Annotated in this window: 27 protein-coding genes; 10 read left to right on the forward strand and 17 right to left on the reverse strand. The window is 62.8% G+C overall.

The genetic code is table 11. The features are described 5' to 3' along the window. Positions 1-15: 15 nt before the first annotated feature. The 12 genes from PQ627_RS03860 to PQ627_RS03915 all read right to left on the reverse strand — a co-directional run bounded on the left by PQ627_RS03860 (position 16) and on the right by PQ627_RS03915 (position 10704). Positions 16-729, reverse strand: coding sequence for a hypothetical protein (locus PQ627_RS03860; protein WP_274258553.1), 714 nt, complete (start codon positions 727-729; stop codon positions 16-18). Further along, positions 719-1249: an RNA polymerase sigma factor gene (locus PQ627_RS03865; RefSeq protein WP_274258555.1), complete on the reverse strand. Its 531-nt coding sequence runs from the start codon at positions 1247-1249 to the stop codon at positions 719-721. The genes PQ627_RS03860 and PQ627_RS03865 overlap by 11 nt, the downstream gene beginning before the upstream one ends. Positions 1250-1360: 111 nt before the next feature. Continuing rightward, positions 1361-2296, reverse strand: a complete 936-nt coding sequence (gene ppk2 / locus PQ627_RS03870; protein ID WP_144660491.1) for a polyphosphate kinase 2 — start codon at positions 2294-2296, stop codon at positions 1361-1363. 75 nt (positions 2297-2371) lie between these two features. After that, positions 2372-2908: a GNAT family N-acetyltransferase gene (locus PQ627_RS03875; RefSeq protein WP_274258557.1), complete on the reverse strand. Its 537-nt coding sequence runs from the start codon at positions 2906-2908 to the stop codon at positions 2372-2374. Positions 2909-2926: 18 nt separating this feature from the next. Next, positions 2927-3937 carry a YdcF family protein gene (locus tag PQ627_RS03880; protein ID WP_274258559.1) on the reverse strand — a complete coding sequence of 337 codons (1011 nt, stop codon included), beginning with the start codon at positions 3935-3937 and terminating at the stop codon, positions 2927-2929. Between the two features lie 58 nt (positions 3938-3995). Next, the gene (locus tag PQ627_RS03885; protein WP_274258561.1) at positions 3996-4646 is read right to left on the reverse strand and encodes an alpha/beta fold hydrolase; all 651 of its coding nucleotides are present in this window, start codon (positions 4644-4646) and stop codon (positions 3996-3998) included. A 15-nt stretch (positions 4647-4661) separates the two neighbouring features. Beyond that, on the reverse strand, positions 4662-5066 hold the full coding sequence (locus PQ627_RS03890; protein ID WP_274258563.1) for a rhodanese-like domain-containing protein: 405 nt from the start codon (positions 5064-5066) through the stop codon (positions 4662-4664). After that, complete coding sequence (locus tag PQ627_RS03895; RefSeq protein ID WP_274258565.1) at positions 5063-5878, reverse strand: IclR family transcriptional regulator; 816 nt, start codon at positions 5876-5878, stop codon at positions 5063-5065. Before PQ627_RS03895 ends, PQ627_RS03890 begins: the two co-directional genes overlap by 4 nt. Next, on the reverse strand, positions 5879-7495 hold the full coding sequence (locus PQ627_RS03900; protein ID WP_274258567.1) for a beta-N-acetylhexosaminidase: 1617 nt from the start codon (positions 7493-7495) through the stop codon (positions 5879-5881). It abuts the gene before it with no gap. Beyond that, positions 7492-8400 (reverse strand): carbohydrate ABC transporter permease, encoded by a 909-nt coding sequence (locus PQ627_RS03905; RefSeq protein ID WP_274258568.1) that lies wholly within the window; start codon positions 8398-8400, stop codon positions 7492-7494. The genes PQ627_RS03900 and PQ627_RS03905 overlap by 4 nt, the downstream gene beginning before the upstream one ends. Further along, positions 8397-9377 carry a carbohydrate ABC transporter permease gene (locus PQ627_RS03910; protein WP_144660472.1) on the reverse strand — a complete coding sequence of 327 codons (981 nt, stop codon included), beginning with the start codon at positions 9375-9377 and terminating at the stop codon, positions 8397-8399. Before PQ627_RS03910 ends, PQ627_RS03905 begins: the two co-directional genes overlap by 4 nt. A gap of 34 nt (positions 9378-9411) precedes the next feature. Further along, a complete protein-coding gene (locus PQ627_RS03915; RefSeq protein WP_274258571.1) occupies positions 9412-10704 on the reverse strand; it encodes an extracellular solute-binding protein in 1293 nt (430 codons plus the stop codon). 223 nt (positions 10705-10927) lie between these two features. Between PQ627_RS03915 and PQ627_RS03920 the strand changes: the two genes are divergently transcribed. From PQ627_RS03920 to PQ627_RS03930, 3 genes are read left to right on the forward strand one after another with little or no spacing between them, the layout of a single operon-like run. Further along, a complete protein-coding gene (locus PQ627_RS03920) occupies positions 10928-11293 on the forward strand; it encodes a metal-sensitive transcriptional regulator (RefSeq protein ID WP_274258573.1) in 366 nt (121 codons plus the stop codon). 55 nt (positions 11294-11348) lie between these two features. Beyond that, positions 11349-11582, forward strand: coding sequence for a heavy-metal-associated domain-containing protein (locus PQ627_RS03925; RefSeq protein WP_260842389.1), 234 nt, complete (start codon positions 11349-11351; stop codon positions 11580-11582). 9 nt (positions 11583-11591) lie between these two features. After that, complete coding sequence (locus PQ627_RS03930) at positions 11592-13934, forward strand: heavy metal translocating P-type ATPase (RefSeq protein ID WP_274258576.1); 2343 nt, start codon at positions 11592-11594, stop codon at positions 13932-13934. 21 nt (positions 13935-13955) lie between these two features. Here PQ627_RS03930 and PQ627_RS03935 read toward each other — a convergent pair whose 3' ends face one another. Then, a complete protein-coding gene (locus tag PQ627_RS03935; protein WP_262276609.1) occupies positions 13956-14228 on the reverse strand; it encodes a DUF2277 domain-containing protein in 273 nt (90 codons plus the stop codon). Between the two features lie 158 nt (positions 14229-14386). Here PQ627_RS03935 and PQ627_RS03940 point away from each other — a divergent pair, with 158 nt between their 5' ends. Continuing rightward, the gene (locus tag PQ627_RS03940; RefSeq protein ID WP_144660457.1) at positions 14387-14650 is read left to right on the forward strand and encodes a WXG100 family type VII secretion target; all 264 of its coding nucleotides are present in this window, start codon (positions 14387-14389) and stop codon (positions 14648-14650) included. A gap of 67 nt (positions 14651-14717) precedes the next feature. Here the strand turns inward: PQ627_RS03940 and PQ627_RS03945 are convergent, their stop codons facing one another. After that, on the reverse strand, positions 14718-15743 hold the full coding sequence (locus tag PQ627_RS03945; protein WP_144660446.1) for an EamA family transporter: 1026 nt from the start codon (positions 15741-15743) through the stop codon (positions 14718-14720). A 71-nt stretch (positions 15744-15814) separates the two neighbouring features. Here PQ627_RS03945 and PQ627_RS03950 point away from each other — a divergent pair, with 71 nt between their 5' ends. The 4 genes from PQ627_RS03950 to PQ627_RS03965 all read left to right on the forward strand — a co-directional run bounded on the left by PQ627_RS03950 (position 15815) and on the right by PQ627_RS03965 (position 19419). Further along, the gene (locus PQ627_RS03950; protein ID WP_274258581.1) at positions 15815-16363 is read left to right on the forward strand and encodes a CGNR zinc finger domain-containing protein; all 549 of its coding nucleotides are present in this window, start codon (positions 15815-15817) and stop codon (positions 16361-16363) included. 180 nt (positions 16364-16543) lie between these two features. Next, complete coding sequence (locus PQ627_RS03955) at positions 16544-17113, forward strand: RNA polymerase sigma factor (RefSeq protein ID WP_274258583.1); 570 nt, start codon at positions 16544-16546, stop codon at positions 17111-17113. Continuing rightward, positions 17106-18161 (forward strand): CU044_5270 family protein, encoded by a 1056-nt coding sequence (locus tag PQ627_RS03960; RefSeq protein WP_274258585.1) that lies wholly within the window; start codon positions 17106-17108, stop codon positions 18159-18161. The genes PQ627_RS03955 and PQ627_RS03960 overlap by 8 nt, the downstream gene beginning before the upstream one ends. An 889-nt stretch (positions 18162-19050) precedes the next feature. Beyond that, entirely contained in the window at positions 19051-19419 is a 369-nt protein-coding gene (locus PQ627_RS03965) for a hypothetical protein (RefSeq protein WP_274258587.1), read from the forward strand. A gap of 39 nt (positions 19420-19458) precedes the next feature. Here PQ627_RS03965 and PQ627_RS03970 read toward each other — a convergent pair whose 3' ends face one another. The 3 genes from PQ627_RS03970 to PQ627_RS03980 form a co-directional block, all read right to left on the reverse strand. Then, on the reverse strand, positions 19459-19806 hold the full coding sequence (locus PQ627_RS03970) for a hypothetical protein (protein WP_144660441.1): 348 nt from the start codon (positions 19804-19806) through the stop codon (positions 19459-19461). A 68-nt stretch (positions 19807-19874) separates the two neighbouring features. Then, positions 19875-20447, reverse strand: coding sequence for a hypothetical protein (locus PQ627_RS03975; RefSeq protein WP_274258590.1), 573 nt, complete (start codon positions 20445-20447; stop codon positions 19875-19877). Between the two features lie 9 nt (positions 20448-20456). Beyond that, the gene (locus PQ627_RS03980) at positions 20457-21797 is read right to left on the reverse strand and encodes an MATE family efflux transporter (protein ID WP_274258591.1); all 1341 of its coding nucleotides are present in this window, start codon (positions 21795-21797) and stop codon (positions 20457-20459) included. 41 nt (positions 21798-21838) lie between these two features. On the opposite strand from PQ627_RS03980, the gene PQ627_RS03985 reads away from it, so the two are divergent. Continuing rightward, positions 21839-22405 carry an antibiotic biosynthesis monooxygenase gene (locus PQ627_RS03985; protein WP_274258593.1) on the forward strand — a complete coding sequence of 189 codons (567 nt, stop codon included), beginning with the start codon at positions 21839-21841 and terminating at the stop codon, positions 22403-22405. A gap of 68 nt (positions 22406-22473) precedes the next feature. Continuing rightward, on the forward strand, positions 22474-22908 hold the full coding sequence (locus tag PQ627_RS03990) for a DoxX family protein (protein WP_262276617.1): 435 nt from the start codon (positions 22474-22476) through the stop codon (positions 22906-22908). The last annotated feature ends 17 nt before the right edge of the window (positions 22909-22925 follow it).

The following is a 22925-nucleotide window of genomic DNA, read 5'->3' on the forward strand; positions in this document are numbered from 1 at the left end:
CCTGACGCTCCGCTTTTAGGACAGCGGACCCCAGCTCTGGACCAGAAACGGCGAACCGTCGGGAGAGCACTCGCCCACGTCTGTGCCCTCCGGGGAAAGTCCTCCGCCGAAGGAGAATTGCTGGCCAATGCTGATCGACGTTCCGTCCGGCAAGACCACCCCGGATCCGGTCACCTTGGTGCCGTGCGGGAAGATCAGGCCGCCGGAGTGCCCGTCCGGGAAGATGCCGGCAAAGCACCCTCCGCTGTTCAGGCCAAGCTTGCCCTTGTTGAGGGCCTGCATGAAGATGTTGACGCCTTCATCCGTGGAGACAGCCGCCTTGTTGCCGTTGCCGCCGACGACGATTTCGGCAGCCCCCGTTGCCGCTTTGGCGCCAACGATTTCGGGTAGTCGTGGAGCCCCGGACGAATCCGTCTCCGGTGCGGCAGCGGACTGCGTAGCGGCCGGTCGGGCCTGCTCAGCGGGTGGCGACGGCAGGGAGGAAGCCACGACAACACCAGCCGTAACTGCTGCAGCCGCCAACCCAAACCCCGCTGCCAGTCGCCAACGTCGCTGCTGTGGCCGCTTGTGGAATTGCTCAACGGATCCACCGACAGCCAGTTGCACCGCGTCGGTGGACATGATGGCGAGGCTCTTTTCCCGGCTTCGGGCCAGTTCCTCTTCCGTAACCGCGGCGGCGGGATCGGCTGCAGCCAGGCGTTGCAGGTCCAATGATTTCTTAGTGCTCATTGCCGACACCTTCCACAATGTTGTCCGCCGCAAGCAGTTGGCCGAGTTCCTTGCGGGCCCTGTGCAGGCGCATCCGGACTGCCGTGGCAGTGACGTGGAGCAGCTCCGCCACTTCGGCTGATGACAAGCCATCCCAATACGTCAGAAGGAGGACTTCCCGGTCCTGCGGCCTGAGCTTGTCCAGCGCTTCCTGCACGGCCCCCTCACCGGAATCCGGTGTTGAGGTCCTCTGCCGCTGAAGCTCCTGCGCGAGGTTGAGGGACCGAAGGTGGGTGCGGTTGTGGTTTCGGAGGACATTCCGGGCTATGCCAAACAGCAGCAGCACGGATAGTTCGTGGTCCCGGGACTTTTCCCAGGCGATCCGGAAAACCTCGGCACACAGGTCCTCGGCCTCGGTTGCTCCCTCGGTGCGACGCCGAAAGTAGCGGTAGATCTTGTCGTGACCGGCCGCGTGGGACGCCAGGAAACGCTGCTCCCTCGCTTGGTCCACGCGATCCCCTCGCTCCGTCTTCACGCTCATACCCGGTTAATGTCCGGCAGTCAGAGAAATGTAACGGAACTTTCAGGAAAAGCGCACGACGTCGACACTCGCCGCCTGCGCAAGGCGGCCGGCCGCCGTCGTGCTTTGGCGTTAGTCGCCTACGGCGTCGCGGCCGCGGCGGACGATCAGCGGATCGGCGTCGTAAACCACCGTGGTGTCCTTGTCGGCGTAGTCGAACTGGTTGAGGAAGAAACGCATGGCGTTGATGCGGCCGCGCTTCTTGTCGTTGGACTTGATGGTGATCCACGGAGCGTGGTCTGAATCCGTATGCAGGAACGTCTGTTCTTTTGCTTCGGTGTACTCGTCCCAACGATCCAGCGAGGCCAGGTCCATGGGTGAGAGTTTCCAGCGCCGAACGGGGTCGATCTGCCGGATTGCGAAGCGGGTACGTTGCTCCTGACGGGTCACCGAGAACCAGAATTTGGTCACGTGGATTCCGGCGTCCACCAGCATTTTTTCGAACACCGGCGCTTGACCCATGAAGGTGTCGTATTCCTCCTCGGTGCAGAAACCCATCACGCGTTCCACGTTGGCCCGGTTGTACCAGGAGCGGTCGAACATCACGATCTCGCCGGCAGTGGGAAGGTGCTGGATATAGCGCTGGAAATACCACTGGCCCTGCTCGCGGTCGGAGGGCTTGGCCAGCGCAACGGTCCGGGCCGAGCGCGGATCCAGATGTTCCGTGAAGCGTTTGATGGTTCCGCCCTTGCCCGCGGCGTCCCTGCCCTCGAACACGATGACGTGCTTCAGGCCCAGATCCTGGCCCCAGTACTGGAACTTCAACAACTCAATCTGGAGGCGGTACTTCTCGATCTCATACTCGTCACGGGTCATCCGCTCTTCGTAGGGGTATCCGTCGCTCCAGGTCTCCACGGCCGATCCACCGGGATCGATGAGTTCAGGGTCTTCCCCTTGGCCTCCGCTGATGGTGTAGCCAAGTTCAACCAAGTGGTCGATGGTCTCGCGCAGGTTGTCCCTGACCCACCAGTTGTCCAGCGATGTGGACAGGGGATTTGCCTCCGTCATGCGGTCCTCCTGCTCAGCGATGTTCTCGCAGAACGCTAACAACGCTTGGTGACGGGAGGGTGAACAAGCCGGCCCTTAGCTCCGGGAGGCCGGAACATCGATCCAGTAGCGGCGAAAGAGGCGTCCCTTCTCGTCCGTTCGCTTATCTTCGAGCACACCGCCCGCACGCTCGATGGTCCGGGCCGAGGCCACGTTCGCGTCATCGCAGGTCAGTAGAACACGGTCCGGTTCTTCCCGGCCCTCCAATTGTGAACACAGTTCCTGCAGAGCCCACGATGCAGCGCCGCGGCCACGATCCGAGGGCCGTACTCCGTAACCGATGTGGCCCCCCGAATTCAGCAGCGCTGGAGTGAGGTGGTGACGAAACGCGATGGCACCCACGTAGCGCGGCCCCTCGGTGATCCAGAGGTAGGTGCAAGGCACGATGCCCTGGTCCTCTTCCACATGCTCCGCATCCCTCAGCTGCCGGACCCAGGCAGCGAACCCTTCAGCTGTGGTGACGTTCCCGGCCATGAAAACTCCTGCGCCATCCTGGTGGGCGCCTTCCCACTCAGCGTGCGACTCAAGGAACGACTCGTGGAAAGAAACATCGGGAGCAACGAGGGTAAACATGCACCGAGCCTAGCCGGACTACACCACCGGCGAGTTCATCAGGGCAACCGTGATGAGCAGGGCAATACCGAACATCGGCAGGCAGAGGACAACATTGGTCCGACAATTGTCCCGCATCACGGCGACGAATTCGCGAAGGAATGCGCTAGGGACAAAGTACCTTGCCGTTGGAGCACCGACCACTTCAGCACTGATCTTCTGCCTGCGCGACAGGAGCGCGGCTCGGAGGACGTGGTAGTTGTTGGTGCACACAAGCAACGGACCCTGGATTCCTTTCTCTGCCAGCAGCGCCACGGAATAGGCCAGGTTCTCGCGGGTGGTGGTGGCTTTGTTCTCCTCCAAGACATCTGCAGCCGCTGCTCCCTTCGCCACCAAATACTCCTTCATCGCAGTGGACTCGGGCCTGGGTTCGTCCGGGCCTTGACCCCCGGAAGGTACCAAAACGGGCCTGACCGGGGCGACGCCGTCGTAAATTTCCAAGGCCTTATTCAAGCGAGCGGCGAGCAACGGCGGCACGTCGCCGTCGATCAGGCCCGACCCCAAGACGACGACGGCGGCAGGGTTCAAGCTATGGCGCATCCTGGAATACACCAGCGCGTAGCCCAGGAAGACGACGAAAGCGCATCCCAGGTAAGCGCAGAGGAAGAAGGCCAAGGCAGCGATGCCGGCCAGGATGGGTTGCCCGCTCAGCACGAAAAGGAAGGCGACCACGGGGGCCAGGAACACGGTCAACCCCACGGCGATCGGCAGGAAGCTGGTGATTCCGGGGCCTTCGCGTCGGACCATCGTGACGCCGTTCGCGATGAGGAAGGCGGCGAAGACGAAGATGCTCACCACGGGAACAACGACAACAACGAGGTTCAGCCACTCGAACCATGGGTTCAGGTCAATCAGGAAGTCCAGGAGCGCCTGCAGCAGGAACCAGGCCGCGACCAAAAGGAAGACGCCGTTGCGGAGCCGTCGCCGATCCGACTGGTAGGAGGCCAGGAAAAACCCCGCAAAGATAAGGCCAAGGACCAGGTTCAGCATGGTTCAAGCCTATTCGGTGTGGCCGGGCGGCGGTGGCAGAGCTGTCGCCCCTGAGGAACTACCGGCCCTCTGCAACCTGCCCGGCGAAGTCGTTCAAGGCTCCGGCTACAGCCTCGGGGTGGCTCAACGGAACATAGTGACCGCCCGGGATCTCAACCGGTTCGGCGCCCAGCCGGTCGCGGATTTGGCGCCTCATGAACGACGGCGGGAAGAACAGATCGTCGAGGCACAGAATCCCCAAAGTCGGCACGTCCGGACGCTGTCCCGGCCACGGCGCTGCCATCCAGGCACCCTGTTGGTCTCGCTCCTTTTCCAAAGCGTGGCGGGCCAAATCATCAGGGACCAGGTTGAAGTATGGCTCTTCGGGAATGGTTTCCCGGTCATGCCCCGTGTTGGTCCACCAGTCCCCGAAAGTCTCGCCAGGCAGGGGAATCATCGCCGAGAGATACACCAACCCATCCGAGTGGAGTGCCTCGCAAACCAAGGGCGCGGTGAAACCGCCCAGCGAGTGCCCTACCACGATGGTGTTTCTGGCATCGCCAACTGCTTTCGTCACTGCACGGGTGTAGTCCTCAAGTCCGGCCCCGGGATCTTCGATGGGCAGATCGACGGCCACCACGTGATGCCCGGAGGCTTCAAGAAGCGGGCTGACCAGATGCCAATCCCACGCCGTGGAACCGCCCCCGTGAATCAGTACGAAAACTGCCACGCCGCCCCCTTCACATCAGGCCTTGTGCGCTGTCACCAGCGGATCCGGCGCACTCTGGACCACGCCCGCGGAAGTTTCCACCGGCAACCCGTTCCGGATCCAATACTCGATGCCACCGATCATTTCCTTGACCGCGTAGCCGAGTTCCGCGAAGGCGAGCGCAGCGAAAGTACTCCCATTGCAGCCCGGACCCCAGGAGTACACCACTACCTGCGATCCAGCCGGGACCAGCCCGGGAGCGAGCTCCGGAATGCTGGAGGTGGGGATATGTACGGCATCAGGAATATGCCCGTGCTCCCACGACGATCGCCGTCGGGTATCCACGACCATCAAGGAACCCGGTTCGGACTCAGCCACCTCCATGACGTCGATCTCGCATTGGAGCTTGGCGCGGAAGAACTCTGCAGCGCTCATGCTCATGCGAGTTTCGCCAGCTTCGCAGACGCCCGGCGCGAACCGAGCTTGGCGGAAATCCGGAGGCTGGTCTCCGCCGCCATCGGCCCCACTTCCCGAACCCGCTTGGCGGTCATCCGGGAAGACAGCGAAGATACCGAAAGCGCAGCCACCACGTGATCGTCATGCCCGAAGATGGGCGCCGCAACGCAGCGCACTTCCGGCTCGTTCTCCCGATCGTCGATGGAGTAACCCCGCCGTCGTATGGCTTCAAAGTCGGCGCGCAACAGTGCCGGATCAGTGATGGTCTTGTCAGTGAGCGGCACCAAGTTGCCGGCCAGGATCGGTCCCACCACTTCCTCCGGGCTGAACGCCAACATGGCCTTGCCCACCGCCGTGCAATAAGCGGGCATGGTGGCGCCAACACGCGACGCCATGCGCACCGTGGCCTCGTCTTCCACCTTGTCCAGATAGACGACGTCCTGCCCGGAAAGCACCACCAGGTGGCAGGTGCTCTCCGTAGCACGCATGAGGCTCCGGAGCTCACCGTTTGCAACGCTGCGCAGGTCCACACGATCCAGGTAGGACTGCCCCAACCTCAGGCAGCCGTGTCCAAGGCGGAACTTTCCGGTCTCGTGGTCACGCTCCAGCAGGTTCTCTTCGAGCAATGGCGCAGCCAGGCGCAACAAGGTGCTCTTGTTCAATCCGGAGAGCCGGGTGAGCTCTACGAGCGCCAGCCCATCACCATTGCCAGGTTCCTCGGCCACCACCGTCAACAGAGCCAGTGCTTTGCGAAGTGACGCCGAAGAATTGCGGGCGTCCTTGCCTTCAGTAGTCACTCAGTTCCTCACGAGCTGCTCGGCATCGTAATCACGTTTCCAACCCTCGACGCCCGGCCGCTGCTGCCACGGAGCGGGACCGGACAGCGGCCGGTATTCCACGCCCATGGCCTCGAGCCGTGCAAGATGTGCACCTGTGAGCCGGGTCAGGAACCCATCGTAGTCCCGGTCCTCGGGGTTGGACCAGAACACTTCCGAGATGGCGCTGAGGCGCGGGAAGGCCGCATAGTGCACCCGGCGGGGCGAGTCGAGGTGCTCGGTCCAGATGTTCGCCTGGGCGCCGAGCAAACGTCCCGGCAACCCCTCTGCGGAGAGGCCAGGCAGCGGATCGAACTCGTAGACGGCCTGCAGGGTGGTCACGAACCCGACGGGTACCGGCTCGTCGTCGCCATCGGCTTGCCGGTGGTCGAGGTAGAGCTTGTGTTCGGGGCACATCACAACGTCGTACCCCTTGCGGAGCGCATCAATGCCACCCTCGTACCCACGCCAGGACGCCACGAGCGCGCCGTCCGGAAGTCCGCCGTCGCCGATTTCGTCCCATACGGAGGTGGCGCGGCCGTGCCGCTGAAGGTGCTCCGCCAGCTGCCCGACGAACCAGCTGTGCAGGCCCGAGACATCGTCCAGGCCAAGCGACTCCGCCTTCGCGCGAGCGGCAGCACTGGACTGCCATTGGGAGAGCGGAACTTCGTCGCCGCCCAGGCTTATCCACGGGGAGGGGAAGATCTCCACGACTTCGTCCAGGACATTTCGATAGAACTCCAGGGAGGTTTCCGAGACCGAAAGGACCGTGTCATTGATACCCCAGCGCGTCCACACCTCCACAGGTTCCGCGCCGTCGGCTGGGCCCTCGCCCAGCTCCGGGTACGCTGCGATTGCGGCCTGGCTGTGGCCGGGGACGTCGATCTCCGGGATGACGGTGATGTGCCGCTCAGCGGCGAACGCCACGATCTCGCGGAGGTCGTCCTGCGTGTAGAAGCCACCGTGCGGTCGACCGTCGAAGACACCGGCACGCCAGGAACCAAGCGATGATTCGCACCGCCACGCCCCGATTTCAGTCAGCTTGGGGTAGCGGTTGATCTGGATCCGCCACCCCTGATCGTCCGTCAGGTGCAGGTGGAGGACATTGAGCTTGTGCATCGCCATCACCTCGATGAACCGCAACAGGTTGTCCTTGGGCATGAAGTGTCGCGCGACGTCCAGCATCGTCCCGCGATAGCCGAACCGCGGCTTGTCCTCCACAGAAACCCGCGGAACCGACCACGCCGAACCGACCGCTGACTGCCGGAAAGCCTTCGGTCCAAGCAACTGCAACAGCGTCTGCGCAGCGTAGAACGCGCCGGCAGGTCCACCGGCAGAAATTACGACGGCGTCACTCACCTTCAAGCGGTACGCCTCGGAGTCGAGGTCCGGGTCCAGCAGGAAGCGGATGTGCGCGTCGTCGCTGGCTGCGGCAATCAGATCCCAGCCCGTCGCCGCCCCCAAAGAACGGGCCAACCAACGGCGGGGACCGCTCAGTTCAGGGTCGGCACCCAAAGTAGTACCGGCGTCGAGCGTCAACTCGCCGTGCCCGGCCGAGAAGGACCAGGGCGCCGGGATCAACTGGTGAAGCGGGCTCATCCCTTCACCGCCCCGGCCAGACCGGACACAAGCTTGCGCTGGACGGAGACGAAGAAGATCAACACAGGAATGGTCATGATGACCGAGCCGGCCATGATGGCTCCCCAATCGTTTTGGTCGGGCTTGAAGAACGTCAGCAGTGCCATGGGCAGCGTCTGGTTCTCCTGGGCGGAAATGATGAAGGTCTTGGCGAACAGGAAGTCGTTCCATGTGGAGATGAACGAGAAAACCGAACACGCCACCACGCCCGGTGCCACCAACGGAAACAGGATGGAACGGACAAAGCGGAAGCTGCCGGCACCATCAAGGCGTGCCGCTTCCTCCACCTCAACCGGCACGGCCGCCACGAAGCCGCGCAGCATCCAGATGGCAAACGGAATGCTGAAGCCCACATGGACCAGCACCAGCGAACCCAGCTGGTTCAGGCCGACCAGCGGAATGGCTTCGCCCGCGTTGCGGAGCAGAAAGAACAACGGGATCGTCAGGGCTTCAACAGGCACCATCTGCGAGACCAGGATGATGATCAGCAGCTTGGTCCGCATCTTGAAGTTGTACCGGGTCAGCGCCACAGCCGCGAGGAACGCCAGGATCGTGGACAGCACCACAACCGCCAACGCCACAATCACGCTGTTGAGGAAGTATTGACCAAAATTGTTGACCCCAAGGACGCGCCCGAACGAGTCCAGCGACGGTTCCAGCGTGAACGGGGCCGCGTCACCGGCGTCGAGAGCGGTTTTGGGCTTCAGCGCGGAAAGCACCATCCAGAACAGCGGGAAGGCCACAATCAGCGCGATGACGATCGCCGCGACGTCGGCGCCGAAACGGCGCTTGCCGTTCTTGCGGAACTTCTGCTGGTTCTCTGCCGCTGCTTGCGGCGCAAGCGGTGAAACGTCGACGGCGGTCACAGGGCTTCTCCTGTTCGCTTGAGGATGCGGAGGTAAACGAGGGTAATGACCATCAGCAAAGCAGTCATGATGACCCCAAGGGCCGAACCCAGCCCGTACAGGCTCGCGGCGAAGGCCTGCTGGTAGCCGTACACATTGAGGACCAGGTTCTGGCCCGCGATGCCGCCACCGTTGGTCATGATGTAGATCTGCGAAAAGATCTTGAAGTTCCAGATGATCGACTGGATGGTCACTACGATCACGATTGGGCGGAGCATCGGCAACATGATGCTGCGGGCGATGCGGGGCATGGATGCGCCGTCGATCCTTGCGGCTTCGATGACCTCTGTCGGGATCGCCTGGATGCCCGCGTAGACCGTGACCAGGACGAACGGGAACGAGCACCACACCACTTCGCTGGCTACCAGCCCGAAGGCCGACCATTTGTCGTAGGTCCAGGAGTAGCCCTGGAACTGCGTCAATCCGATGGCGACCAGCGTCTTGTTAACCAGTCCCAAGGTGGGTTCGAACAGGAACAACCACACGGCACTGCCCGTGACCGCAGGCGTGGCCCAGGCGCCCAGCGAAACCACAAACAACACCGATCGGACCCAGGGTCGGAGCCTGGTGGCCAGCACTGCAAGAGAACTGCCCACCAGCAACGTGAAGACCACACAGGCGGTGGCGAAGACCACGGTATTGCCTAGGACGGTCCAGAACTGCGGATCGGCGAAGAGCTTCTGGTAGTTCTCCAATCCCACGAATTTCAGGGGTGCTTTCCCACTGACCTGGGCCTGGCGGTAGTCGTACAGGGAGACGTTGATCAGCTGGAAGATCGGGTAGCCGAGCAAGGCAATCAGGACAATGAAGGCCGGTGCCAGATAGAGCCAAGGCTCCAGACGCCCCCGACGGCGGGAGGCGCGTGCCGCCGTCGTCGTGCCTTTGCGTGGGGTGCCGCCCTGCGGCGCTTCAGGCAAAACCGGGGTGAGGGCTGTCATGATGCGCCTTCGGTGCGTGATGGGGTGCAGCGCATTACTTGGACCCGAACGCAGCGTTCATGGCGGCAGCGGCCTCGCTGGTTGCTGCGTTCACATCGGCCTTGCCCGTGACCACCTTCTGGTACATGCCCGTGAAGACGCCTTGGGCATCGATGGTGGACCAGTTTTCGGTGACCGGGACGAACTTGGTGCCGGCGCCCAACGTATTGATGAAGGGCTCAACCTGCTTGTTGTTTTCCGCCACCGACTTCTGGACATCACTGAATGTGGGGAGGTTGCCCATGGAGTCGAACATCTTCTGCTGGTACTTCTTGCTGGCCAGCAGCTTCACGAAGTCCGCTGCGAGGGTACGGCGTTCGCTGCTGTTGAAGACGCCCAGGTTGTTGCCTCCGGCGAATGCGGGCGCAATGGAACCTGCAGTCTTGCCCGGAACCGGGACGACCGCGAACTTGTCCTTGATGGCACTGGCAGCAACGGCCTTGTAGTTGAAGTCGCCGCCGATGGTCATGGCCGACTTGCCTGCGATGAACTGCTGGACACTGGCGTTTCCACCGAATTCCGCGCAGGTCTGGGCGGGGCAAATATCGTCCTTGAGGAGACGGGCGTAGGCTGCCACGCCTTCACGGGACTGGGTGGAGTCGAGGCCGGAAACGAACTTGTCGCCTTCCTTTGTGGCGATTTCCCCGCCGTTGGCCCACAGATACGGCATGGCGGAGAACTGTGCAGCACCGCCGACGGAGATGCCCAGCATGTCCGGGTTGGCTGCGCGGACAGCGCGCGCAACTGTCTCCACCTCGTCCAAGGTCTTGGGGACCTCAAGCCCGAGCTGCTGCAGGAGATCAGTGCGGTAGTAGAGGGCGCGAACTCCTACGAACCACGGCACACCGTAGTTCTTGCCGTCGATTTCAGTGGTGGCAAGGATCTTCTGGTCCAGGTCCTTGGCTTCATCCCAGGACTTGATGTCCCCGGTAACATCGGCCAGACCGCCCGATGCTACGTAGCTCGCAAGGTCCGTGTTGCCGAACTCGGCCACATCCGGCGCGCTGGAAGGATCGTTGAACGCTGCCTTGAACCGTTCTGCCCGGCTGTCTACCGGGATGTACTGGACATCGATCTTGGCACCACTGTGTGCCGCCTCGAATTCAGTAACAGCTTCCTTGACCACTGCGGACTTGGGGTCCTGGTTGACCTCGGAGAAAAGCCATACGCGGACAGTTCCCGTCTGCTCGTCAGAGCTGGCGGCTGCGTTGTTCGAGGTTGGTGGAGCGCAAGCGGTCAAGGCGAGCGCTGCGATGGCAATTGCCGCGGCGGAGCGTGCGAGTTTCAAGTGTCCTCCATGGAGAAAAGTTGGATTCCGCGGGATTCCCCCTCCGCGGCTATGTGACCAAACACTATGAACGCGGAGGTGTGGGCGGAAGCACATTTGCCCAAAGGTTTGCATTGCAAAACAAGAATCCGATTTCTTGCTGTTTTGGTCTATACCAAGTCATGCTGTGGATACCCCCTGGGGGTACTTGACTCCATACCCCCTTGGGGTATAACTTGGGGCCATGAACACGCCAGACCTGAGCATGAGCCATCAGGATGCACCAGTCATCGAGGTGGACCTGGAGCCCTCTGCATCCCATGGGTACACCAGCAACAAGGACGCGTACCTCAAACGGCTCAAACGCATTGAAGGGCAGGTTCGCGGCATTGCCCGCATGGTGGAGGAAGACAAATACTGCATCGATATCCTCACGCAAGTCGCGGCAGCCACCAAGGCTCTCCACGCCGTCAGCCTGGGACTCGTTGAGGAGCATATTGGCCATTGCGTCGTGGGTGCTGCCTCCGAGCCCGATCCCGAAACACGCGCCGAACACATCGACGCCAAAGTCAAGGAGGCCACCGATGCCATCGGGCGCCTGCTGCGGTAGCGGTAACTCAGCCACCACCCACCACACCATCCAACTCACCACCAAGGAGCACTCCATGAGCCAGACCATCCAGACCAACGTCAACGTATCCGGCATGACCTGCGGCCACTGTGTCTCCAGCGTGAGCGAAGAACTTGAAGCGCTCAGCGGCGTCAAGGACGTCGCAGTGGACCTCAACCCCGGCGGTTTGTCCACCGTCACCATCACATCCACCCAGGAGCTCTCACCGTCGGAAATTGGCGAGGCCGTAGCAGAAGCCGGCTACGTGGTGGTAGCCAACGAAGCCTAGGGGGTTCTCTTGAGTAACCAGGAGACCTTCAACCAACCCGCACAAAGGGTGATCGAGCTGGACATTGAGGGCATGACCTGCGCCTCATGCGTCAATCGAGTGGAACGGAAACTGGGCAAACTCGAAGGGGTCGAGGCAAGCGTTAACCTGCCGCTCGAATCGGCGCACGTCACGGTCCCCGCAAACGTTACAGACCAGCAAATCGTGGACACCGTGAACGCAACGGGATACAAGGCAACGCTGAGGCAAGCCCCTGCACGCCACTCCCGGCCTGCAGTCGATGACCACGGGCATGGGCATGGGCATCACGAGGTCGGGCCGGCTCGCCAGGAACACGATGAACACGCCGGCCACGAAAACCACATGGATCATGGTCCTTCGGCTTCCACGCTGCGGCCCCGGTTGATCCTGGCCGCCGTGCTGACTGTTCCCGTTTTCGCAATCTCCATGATCCCGGCCCTCCAGTTCCCCCACTGGGGCTGGGTTGTCGGCGTACTGGCACTTCCGGTAGTGAGCTGGGCCGCCTGGCCGTTCCACCGGGCCGCTGCCATCAACGCCCGGCATTTCGCCTCCACCATGGACACCCTGGTTTCCATCGGCGTCATCGCGGCCTACGCGTACTCGGCCTGGCAGTTGTTCGCGGATCCACGCATGACAGAGCACCCCGGCATGGAAAGCATGGCGGGCGGCGGCCTGTACTTCGAAGTCGCAGCCGTGGTTACCACCTTCCTGCTGCTGGGACGCTATCTTGAAGCGAATGCCAAAGCCAAGGCAGGCAACGCCCTCAAAGCCCTGCTCAATCTGGGCGCCAAGGATGCAACAATCCTGGTGGATGGCGTGGAGAAGAAGATCCCCGCAGACCAGCTCCTGGTGGACGATGTGTTCGTTGTTCGTCCCGGTGAGAAGGTCGCCACCGATGGGGTGGTGCTCGATGGCGCATCAGCCGTGGACGCATCCCTGGTGACCGGAGAATCCGTCCCTGTCGAAGTTGGACCGGGCAGCACAGTAACGGGTGCCACCATCAACACCTCCGGGCGATTGCTGGTACGGGCCACGCGCGTCGGTTCCGACACGACTCTCGCCCAGATGGGACGACTGGTCAGCGAAGCCCAGACCGGCAAAGCACCCATCGCCCGGCTCGCGGACCGGATCAGTTCGGTCTTCGTTCCCATCGTGCTGGTCATCGCCGTGGTCACTTTCCTTCTTTGGCTGTTCTTCTCCGGGGACCTCAACGCTGCCTTCACAGCTGCCGTTGCGGTCCTGGTGATCGCTTGCCCCTGCGCGTTGGGCCTGGCTACCCCGGTTGGCTTGCTGACCGGAACGGGCCGTGGTGCCCAGCTGGGTATCCTCATCAAGGGCCCGCAGGTGCTGGAAGACACCCGGCACGTGGACACCATCCTGCTGGATAAGACGGGCACGGTGACCAGTGGCAAGCTGGCCGTGGACCACACGGTCGCCCTCAACGGGCACTCCCCCGCTGCCATCCTGACCTTCGCCGGGGCCGTCGAGTCGGCATCGGAACACCCGATCGCCCACGCCATTGCGGCGGCGGCCAAAGAAGCAGCGCACGACGCCGGAACACTGCCTGCCGTTGGAAGCTTCAGTTCCGCGCCAGGCGGCGGAGTTCGGGGCAGCGTAGCGCTGGACGGCAGCACGAAGACCGTCGTTGTGGGCCGTTCGGGGTGGTTGGAGGAAAACGGCATCTCCCTCGAAACCGAACACCGCGATGTCCTCGCTGCCCAGGAGAATGGGGGTGCCACCGCTATCTGGGTGGCTGTCGATGGCGAACCGGCGGGCATTGTGAGCCTCCGGGACACCATCAAACCCGGCTCCGCGGCGGCGATCGCAAAACTGAAGGACCTCGGGATCCGTCCCATCCTCCTGACCGGAGACAACGCCGCAGTGGCCGCCCAGGTGGCTGCCGCCGTCAGAATTGCGCCGGAAGATGTGTTCGCCGGGGTATTGCCGGAAGGCAAGGTGGACGCCGTTCGGAAGCTCCAGGAATCGGGTTCCACGGTCGCCATGGCCGGCGACGGCGTCAACGACGCCGCGGCCCTGGCCCAGTCGGACCTGGGAATCGCAATGGGTTCCGGCACGGACGTTGCTATCGAGGCCTCGGACCTGACCGTGATGGGCAGTGATCTGGGTCAGTTGGTGCAGGCGATCGAACTGTCCAGGAAGACGCTCTCCACCATCAAGACCAACCTGTTCTGGGCGTTCTTCTACAACGCGATCGGCATTCCGGTTGCTGCCCTTGGGCTGCTGAATCCGATGATCGCGGGCGCGGCAATGGCGGCCAGCTCAGTCCTGGTTGTGGCCAATTCGCTGAGGCTGCGCTCGTTCGGCAAGTAGCGCGCTGGAACGAGGCCCGGGTCAGGCGGTTCCGAAGCGGACTGCGGCCCGGGCCTTCGCCTTGGCTGCTTCCTCTTCACGGTTCTTGGCGGGACCGTGGCTTACCAATGAGTCCAAGAGATGCTGCGTAATGTGCGCGATCTCGTGGACAGCCTCGGCAAAAGCTTCTTCGTTGGCCTTTGACGGCTTGGTGGATCCGCTGATCTTGCGCACATATTGGAGGGCTGCGGCCTCCACTTCCTCGCTGGTGGCATGCGGTTCGAAGTTATGCAAAGTCCTGATATTCCGGCACATAGCCCCATGCTAACCATGGGCAGTGCTGCATGGGGAGGGGTGCCCATCGACGCGTTTGCGATTCACGGGATAGGTTTTAGCTATTGGATCTTCCGGATGAGCCGGAGGCCGCTGGGGATGCCGAAGAGCTCGGGTCCGAACAAATGAAGGAGAATCTCATGGCTATTTGGGGTGCAGATGTTGATCAGCTTCGTCAGCTCGGTAACAAGCTGAAGGCAGGTGCTGAGCAGATCGAGCAGCAGCGTTCGCAGCTCAAGGGCGCTCTTGACGGCACTGACTGGAAGGGCCCGGACGCTGACAAGTTCCGCAGCGAGTGGGACGGCGAGCACACTTCCAACCTGAAGAAGGTTGCCGACGCCCTTCGTCAGGCTGGCGACCGTGCCCAGAAGAACGCTGAGCAGCAGCAGCAGGCCTCCAACTAGGACAGTTGGGAAAATGCCCGGACGCACAAGCGTCCGGGCATTTTTGCGTTCTTTTCGAAATCTTGGATCATCGACCTTCGGCGACCGGCCCCGACGGGACAGGTTCGACGTCGTTCGGATGATCCAAAGCCCGGGCGCCCGCGGCAGCGGCCCGTCGGTCTCCGCGCAGTTCATCCACCCGGACAAGGACAACGCCGCCCACGATCAGGAGACCGCCAAGGAGCTGGATCGGACCGGGAAGTTCGCCCAGCAACAGCCACGCCCAGATCACAGCGAACAGCACCTCCGTCAACGAGACGAACGAAGCCACCTTGGAGCCCAGGCTCCGCGCCGCCATGATTCCGGAAACGTACGCCAGGACAGTTGCCAGGATGATCAGGCCGACGGCGGACACCCACCACGGCACGGTCCACGGACCCAGCGTTGTGTCCGCGGTACTGAACGTCATGGGAAGCAAGCCCAATCCGCCCACGAGCCACATCACCAGGGCACCCACCAGGAGGCCACCCGAGGCCAGCACCAGCGGAGGAAGGGTGTCGTTCTCCTTGGCTGTGATGAAGAAGTAGATCACCAGGCACACGGCAGCCGCCATACCCCACAGGACCCCTACAAAGTCCACCTTCACGGCACCGGTCAGGTCGAGCACCAGCACCAGGCCGCCGAGCGAAAGCAACGCACCGGCAGCGGTCAGCGCACGCGGCTTCCGGCGGGTGGAGATCCAGAGCCACAGGACGATCATCACCGGGGCCAGGTACTCCAGCAGCAGCGCGACGCCGACGGACAAACGGGCTACGGCGTTGAAATAGAAGAGCTGGCAGCCGGCGACTCCGATGAGGCCGAAAAGCAGGATGGTGAGCCAGTTTTCCTTGAGCTGGTGCCAGCGTCCGCGAAGAACGACGACGGCGGGAATCGCCAGGATCAGCGCGGCACCGGTGAGGCGCACGGTGACTGCGGCGCCGGGTGACCAGCCGGTTTCCAGCATTGATTTGGCGAAGGAGCCTGAGGTGCCGAACACGGCTGAAGAAAAGAGTGCGATGCCGAGTCCTGATGCCAGGAAATTCTTTGCATCAGCCTTCGTCATTGGAGCTGACACAGCAGCCTCCTGTCAGGAGTAAAGTGGGCTTATGGTCATGACAGTACTCCCGGAACATGTAAGGAGTCAAAGTGCTTTTTGCGCCTGACACCGTGGTTGCCCTCCGCAGCGTGGTCAACCTGATCAACACGGCTGCCAATGGGCAGGAACTGCTGACCTCCCTGGAAGACCTCAACGCCTTTCTGGCCGCTGAGGAGTTCACCGGTTCACGTATCAATTCTTCGGAAGAGCTGAACAGCATCAAGCGTCTCCGTGGCCAGCTCGCAACGCTCTGGAGCTCAGACGAAGACACCGCAGCCAAGTCCGTCAACAAGCTGCTCACCGACGCGAAAGCACTCCCACAGCTGGTCAAACACGACCATTGGGATTGGCACCTTCACGCCACCACCCCTGAAGCGCCGCTGGCAGACCGCATGGGCACCGAAGCGGCGATGGCGATCATCGATGTGATCCGCAGCAAAGAGATGGAACGGATGCGCGTATGTGCCGCGGATGACTGTGACGCCGTGGTCCTGGACCTCAGCCGCAACCGCTCAAAGCTGTACTGCGACACCGGCAACTGCGCCAACCGAACCCACGTCGCGGCGTACCGTGCGAGGAAGGCGGCCGAAGGCGAGTAAGCCGGGCAGCGCCCACCCATCGCGTTGCGAACCTCACCTTGGAGGCGTTCTGAAGCTTACGGACAACCCTCGGGCAGCCCAGGGTCTCCCGAAACCTGTTTCCAGGCACTCTTCGGGTCTCAGGCAGCAGGGAGAAGGGACCGCCGTGAACTCTTTTCCGGCCAGCGGTCAATACATAGTGTGAGCACAGACAGCGACATCATCAGCCGGTCCAGGGACAGCCCCTCGCTTTTCGGGGTGCTGTTCGACAGGTACGCCTCGGCCATCTATAGGTACGCGGCTCGCCGTGCCGGTGACTTCGCGGCCGACGACGTCACGTCGGAAACCTTCTTGGTCGCCTGGGAGCAGCTGGACAAATACGACCTCAGTCGGGATGACGCCCGGCCGTGGTTGTTCGGCATTGCCAACAACTTGCTCCGCCAGCATCATCGATCTGAAGCCAACGTTCTGAAAGCTGCCGCCAGAGCAGCAGGTCGCGAGGCCATGGCGGACGACTCTGACAGGATCGCCGCCGAGGTCGATGCCCAGGTTGCCGCCGGACGCATCGCCCAGGCCCTTAAGAGCATGGCATCCATCGACCGGGAAACGCTGCTGCTCTACGCCTGGGCGGATCTGACGTACGAAGGCATCGCCCAGGCCATGAGCGTACCGGTGGGAACCGTCCGGTCCCGTCTGAACCGTGCGCGGCAAATACTTCGAACCGAGTTCACACTCGAACAACTCAGTGAAACGGAGACCTCCCATGGATGACCTGCAGTTACTCCGCGAAATGCGTAGCGACGTCGGCACCGCACCTGCGGCAACCCTGGCACGCAGCCGCGAAAGACTCATGACCAGGATCGCAAATACTCCGGACGTCGAGGCATTCCGGCCCGAAGCACCCGGTACACCGACACGGTTCCGACGACGCATCCTCATCATCTCGGCAGCTGCGGCACTGATCGCGGGCACCATGGTTATTGCCGACGTCGTCCGTCCAGGGTCCCCTGGAGCCACCGCCGAAGCAGCGGAAGTCCTCAACAACGCAGCCGCCGCAACCATCCGAACGTCGGACCCCGTGGTGGGACCTGGCCAGTATCTGAAAGTCGAAACTAAACAACTTACCGGCGGAGGGGCTCAAGCTTCCGACGGGCGCCAAATCAACTGGCAGGAAACGACCGGCGGCCAGGTCTACATTCCCTCCAACCAGGAAGGAGAATGGGTCTGGAACCGCGAACCGCGGGTGCCCGTCGAATCAGCCTCCCCCGAAGCCAAGGCCCTTGCCGCCGACATGGCGGCAAGCCTGAAGAACATGCCGACAGGGCAGCCGCCGATCGTTGGCATTGTGCGTGCACCCGGCGGCGCCTTCTACGGCAACGAACCGGCAGCCATCATCGGTACACCCTTGAAAGACGCAGGGAACCTGCCCAAAGACCCTCGAGCCTTACTGGACCTCATCTACGAACGGACCAAAGGCGCGGGGAAAAGCCCTGACAGTGAAGCTTTCGTAACCATCGCGGACGGCCTGCGAACCGGCGCCGTCCCCGCCGAGCTTCGTGCCGCACTCTACAAAGCCGCGGCGCTCATACCGGGTGTCACGCTAAGTGACCGGCAGGCGATGGTGGACGGCAGGACGGGCACCGCGATCGGCATCCCATCGCCCGACGGCGGCATAAGGAGCGACATCGTTATCGATCCGGAGTCCGGATTGGTCATTGGCGAACAAAGCGTTTTGCTTAGGGACTACCCAGAGGCCCCCGCCGGCACGATCGTCGGCTGGACCTCGGTACGCACTTCGGTGGTGGACTCCGCGCCATAACTGGGTGTGGTTCAGGGCCGGGCGCCTGCGACTTGCCACTCCGATACGGGACGTTGTGCAGATGCCGTTTGCGAGGGCGAGTAACGCGGCATAATGGCGTCATGGGGGAACAATCGAGCACAGGTGCTCAAAACTACAAGGTCGTCCCGCCAGCGATTCCAAATGGCGGTGGGTTCGGCCAAGTGATTGGCCCGACATGGCTCCATGGGACCGTGTAACAATGACCAACCCTTTCAACGAGCCGCAACTGACGCAGTATGTCCCCGTGCAAGCCCAGACCTCGAGCGGCCTTGCACGCCCCCAACTGCCTTGGGTTTGGCTAGCCCTGCCCATACAAATGGCGGTGGGGCTCATCGTCATGACGCCCCTCTGGATCTACATCCATCTCTCTCTGACAGTCACCTATGACGGGGTGTTGACCCTCATTGGTTTCACTGTGATGACCGTCTTGGCTCCCTGGATTACGGTCTGTGCAGCGGCGCTCTTTGGGCTTCCAATTCGGCTCATTCCAGCCCCAAGGCGGTGGTGGACAAGCAATGGCGAAGTCGGCTTGGCCGGCGTCGTCATCGGATACGGACGGACTTGTGCTCGCCGGAAGCTTCAGCAGACATCGCGAGACGGGTGTTGTGGACGGCGTCCCTTACGACGTACTTAGCCCGGATATGGGATTGCTCTTTGCTGGCTGGCTCGTGTTTGGATTCTTCATCGTCAATACGTGGATTCCGCTACGTTGGTACGGCCGCCGGGGTCAGACCAACACCGCTCCAAGCCCACGACAGCGGGCGTTGAGGAAGCCGTGAACCCGCATTCGCCACGGCCGGGAGTCGCCCCGATCCACCAGTTCGCCGTCGCGTACCCCTTTCTGGCCGTGATGTGGTTAGTGTGCGGGATGGCCGCGAGTTCTGGCGGTGAGCTCTCCGGGATCTTGTTAGCTGCCGTTGTTTTCCCCATCTTCACGATGGTCTTTGCCGTAGCAGTCGGATTGCCGCTTCGACTGAACCGCTGGCTCAGCCGGTGGTGGCTGGGCAACTACAAGGCATACATCCTCACAGCAGCTGGCGGCGCAGCCCTTATCGCCTCTGGATTCATGACATCCGAGCACCGCGTGGGCGTCATGGATGGCTACCATTACGACGTCGTCACGCGTCACGGCGGAATGCTCATCGGCGGTTGCTTCGTCCTGACGTTCTTGGCGGTCAACGCAGGCTTCCGTCGGCGGACCACCCCCGAAGAAGGCGGGAACCGCAGCGCCCACTAAAAAGCGCTCCCCCAACCGAGGTGGGGAAGCGCTGGAAGGTTAGCGGCCGGCGTCGGGCGTTTCAGTCCCGTCAGGCGACTCCGGAGCCGCCGATCCGCCGTGCGGACGCTTCGAGCTGAGGTTGACCCCCGAACCCTTGCCGAGGTGGTCGGCGTTTTCCTTGTAGCTCATGGAGAGCATGGCTGCCACGACGAGGCTCACGATGAAGGCGATGCCGGCGCCGGTGAAGGCGAGGTCGAACCGAGGAGTCCGCGCGCTGCCGCCGGACGCGAAGATCAGCACGGCAAAGAAAGCCAGCACTGCGAAGAAGGCGGAGAACATGAGCGGTCCCTTGACCGAGGTCCGCATCTTGCGCGGTTCTCCTGGTGTCTGGTCTGCCACGGTCATTCCTCCAATGATGGCGGAACGCGTCCGCCGGTATGCAAAAGTTCTACAACGAGTAGAACGTCCAACTACTAGTTTACGGCCTCCGGAGAAGCGCCGGGCGCAGGGGTCCGTGCGCCCACTCGGGCATCATGCCGCAGCGACAAGCCGGAGAGCATCCACAGAACCCCGGAGAGAATCGCGCCGCCACCGGATACGCCCAAAAGCGCATGCGCGCCCAGTGATGTGAAGAACGGCAACGCAATGGCGGTACCCACCGAGATGATCCCCGAGATAAGCCAGTCGCGGGCCAGGGAATCGCGCTTTTTGAGGCCCTTCATGAATTCCAGGAGCCCGAGCACCAGCAGCGCGAGCATTGCCGAAAGAGCCACGCCTTCGTCTGACTGCGTGACCAAAGCGGCCACGCCGCCCGAGGCCACCACCACGGCCACGGCCGCAGGCAGCGCACGGGAGATCCACAACGCCGCCGCTGTTCCCAGCAGATACAGGCCGACGGCCCACGCCAGAACATGCACCGACGGTGAACTCCAGAAGATCGTCACCAGGCCGAACAACACCGCAACCGTCGCGCGGATCAGGACCGGTTTCCACGGCCCCGCCGGAAGGGCGGAAGGGGTTTGGGCAGGAGTCGCTGGAAGAGTCACCCGTCCAGTTTAGTGCGAACCCAGCACCATCCAGCGATCGGTCCGCGCCCGCAGCCCCAGAGTCACCGCCCGCGCCAGCATGTAGCCCAGCGCGAACGCGGCCCACAGCCACAAGAGCCCCGCCTCGCCGTCGGGCCTTAATTGGTGGACAGCCACCAGCAGCGGCAAGTAAACAGCCAGATTTACGACGCCGGCAATCGCCAGATAGCGCGCGTCGCCAGCGCCGATGAGGACACCGTCCAGGACGAAGACGTACCCGGCAATGGGCTGCCCCACCGCAAGTACCCACAGCGCCACAGTCAGGGCCGAGCGGACACCGGAGTCGGAGGTGAAGATGTACCCGACCCAGGGAGCCGCGACGGCCAGCACCGCTCCCGTGATCACGCCGAATCCCAGACCCCAGCGGATCATGGTGCGCGTCAGTCCGCGGGCCTTGCGGGCGTTGCGGGCTCCCAGCTCCTTGCCGATCAACGCCTGCGCCGCGATGGCCAAGGCATCAAGGGCAAAGGCAAGGAAGGAGAAAATGGTCATGGCCAACTGATGCGCCGCGAGGTTGACCGCGCCTTGTGCCGTCACCACCAGTACCGTTGCCAGGATTGCCAGGCGGAGGCTCAGCGTGCGGAGCATGAGCCAGGAACCGACCTTGGTCATGGCCCGGATGCCATGCCAGTCGGGCTTCAGGGAAACGCCGTGCTGCCGCGCGTTGCGGCCCACCATCACCAGATACACCGCTGCCATGGCCCACTGGGCGACGCTCGTGCCGATGGCCGAACCCGCTACGGACAGGTTCAGGCCATAAACGAGGAACCAGTTGAGGGCTATGTTGAGCGCGAAGCCGGCCGTAGCCACAAGAAGGGGGGTGCGGGTGTCCTGCAATCCGCGGAGGACACCAGTGCCCGCGAAGACCAGGAGCATCGCCGCCAGGCCGGGCATGGACCAGCGCAGGTAGTCAACGGCAAAGCCCTGCACGTCACCGGTGGCACCCATCAAACCAACAAGGGGTTCAGCGGCAACAAAGCCGGCCACAGCGAGCAGCACGCCCAACAACATGGCCAGCCACACGCCGTCGCGCCCTGCCGCCAAAGCCTTGCCCAGCTTCCCGTCGCCGATGGCGCGGGCGACTGCCGGCGTCGTCGAATACGCCAGGAAGACCATGAGTCCGACGGCTGTGTGCAGGATGGTGGACGCCAGACCGACGCCGGCCAACTGGTCCACTCCCAAATGCCCTACGATCGCGGAGTCGGCCAGCAGGAACAGCGGCTCGGCAATCAGGGCGCCGAAGGCAGGTACGGCGAGGCGAAGGATTTCGCGCGCGTTCGAGCGGGCCGGGGCAATTGTGGTTTGAGGCACTAAACAAGCCTAGTCTGCCGGGAGCCGGGTACATTTGGGCCGTGTCATATGAGCATCCCGTCACCGTTTCCGTCGCCCGAACCATCCTCCCGGGCTACACCCGCCAGGCCAACGCCTGGGCCCACGCGGGGCAGGAACTCGCGCGCGAATGGCCCGGCTACCTGGGATCGGGCTGGGTCCGCAACGGCGTCGACTCCACCGAATGGCACATGCTCTACCGCTTCGCCGACGCAGAGTCGCTGCAGGCGTGGGAGGACTCCGAGGAGAGGCGCTGGTGGATCGACAGCGCCAGGGACATGATGGAGACCACCCGCGTGGAGCGTCACACGGGGATTGAGGGATGGTTCTCGCAGCCGGGGGACGTCTCGGTGGTGGTCCCGGAGACGGTGGTGCCGCCGCGCTGGAAGCAGGCCATCAGCATCTTCCTGCCATTCTTCCCGCTCAGCCTCCTGGCCAACTTCCTGCTGCACCCGGTGACGCAGAACTGGCCTTTGGTGTTTGCTGTGCTGCTCAACATTGTCATCCTGACTCCCCTGATGACGTACATCTTCCTGCCGGTCACCACCCGGCTTCTTCAGCCGTGGCTGCAAGCGAAACCTCGTAAATAGCTGGGAATTACTTGGATGCGCGCTGTGATTAGTTGACACTTCAACTAATCACCTGCGAGGGTTGAAGCATGAACAAGTCCAGCTTGACCACCACAGCCCTGACCATCCTGCGCGTCATTGCAGGATTTCTCTTCGCCGCGCACGGTTGGCAGAAGTTCAACGAATTCACCATTGCCGGAACCCAGGCGTCCTTCACGCAGATGGGCGTGCCGGGCGCTTCCGTCGTAGCCCCGATCGTCGCAACCCTGGAACTCGTGGGTGGCATCGCCCTGATCCTCGGCCTGCTGACCCGCGTTTTCGCAGCACTCCTTGCCGTCGACATGCTGGGGGCCCTGTTCCTGGTGCACGCCCCGGCCGGCATCTTTGTAGGCAACGGGGGCTACGAGCTCGTGCTGCTCTTCGCCGGCGCGGCCCTTGCCCTGGCCCTCGCGGGCGCGGGTCGCCTCTCGGCCGACGCCGCACTGTTTGGTCGCCCGGGCTCGAAGCTCCGCGTCCTGGCGTAGAACCCTCTCTCACATCC

The organism is Paenarthrobacter sp. AB444 (genome assembly GCF_028736865.1).
In the GTDB taxonomy this organism is placed as follows: Bacteria; Actinomycetota; Actinomycetes; order Actinomycetales; family Micrococcaceae; genus Arthrobacter; species Arthrobacter nicotinovorans_B.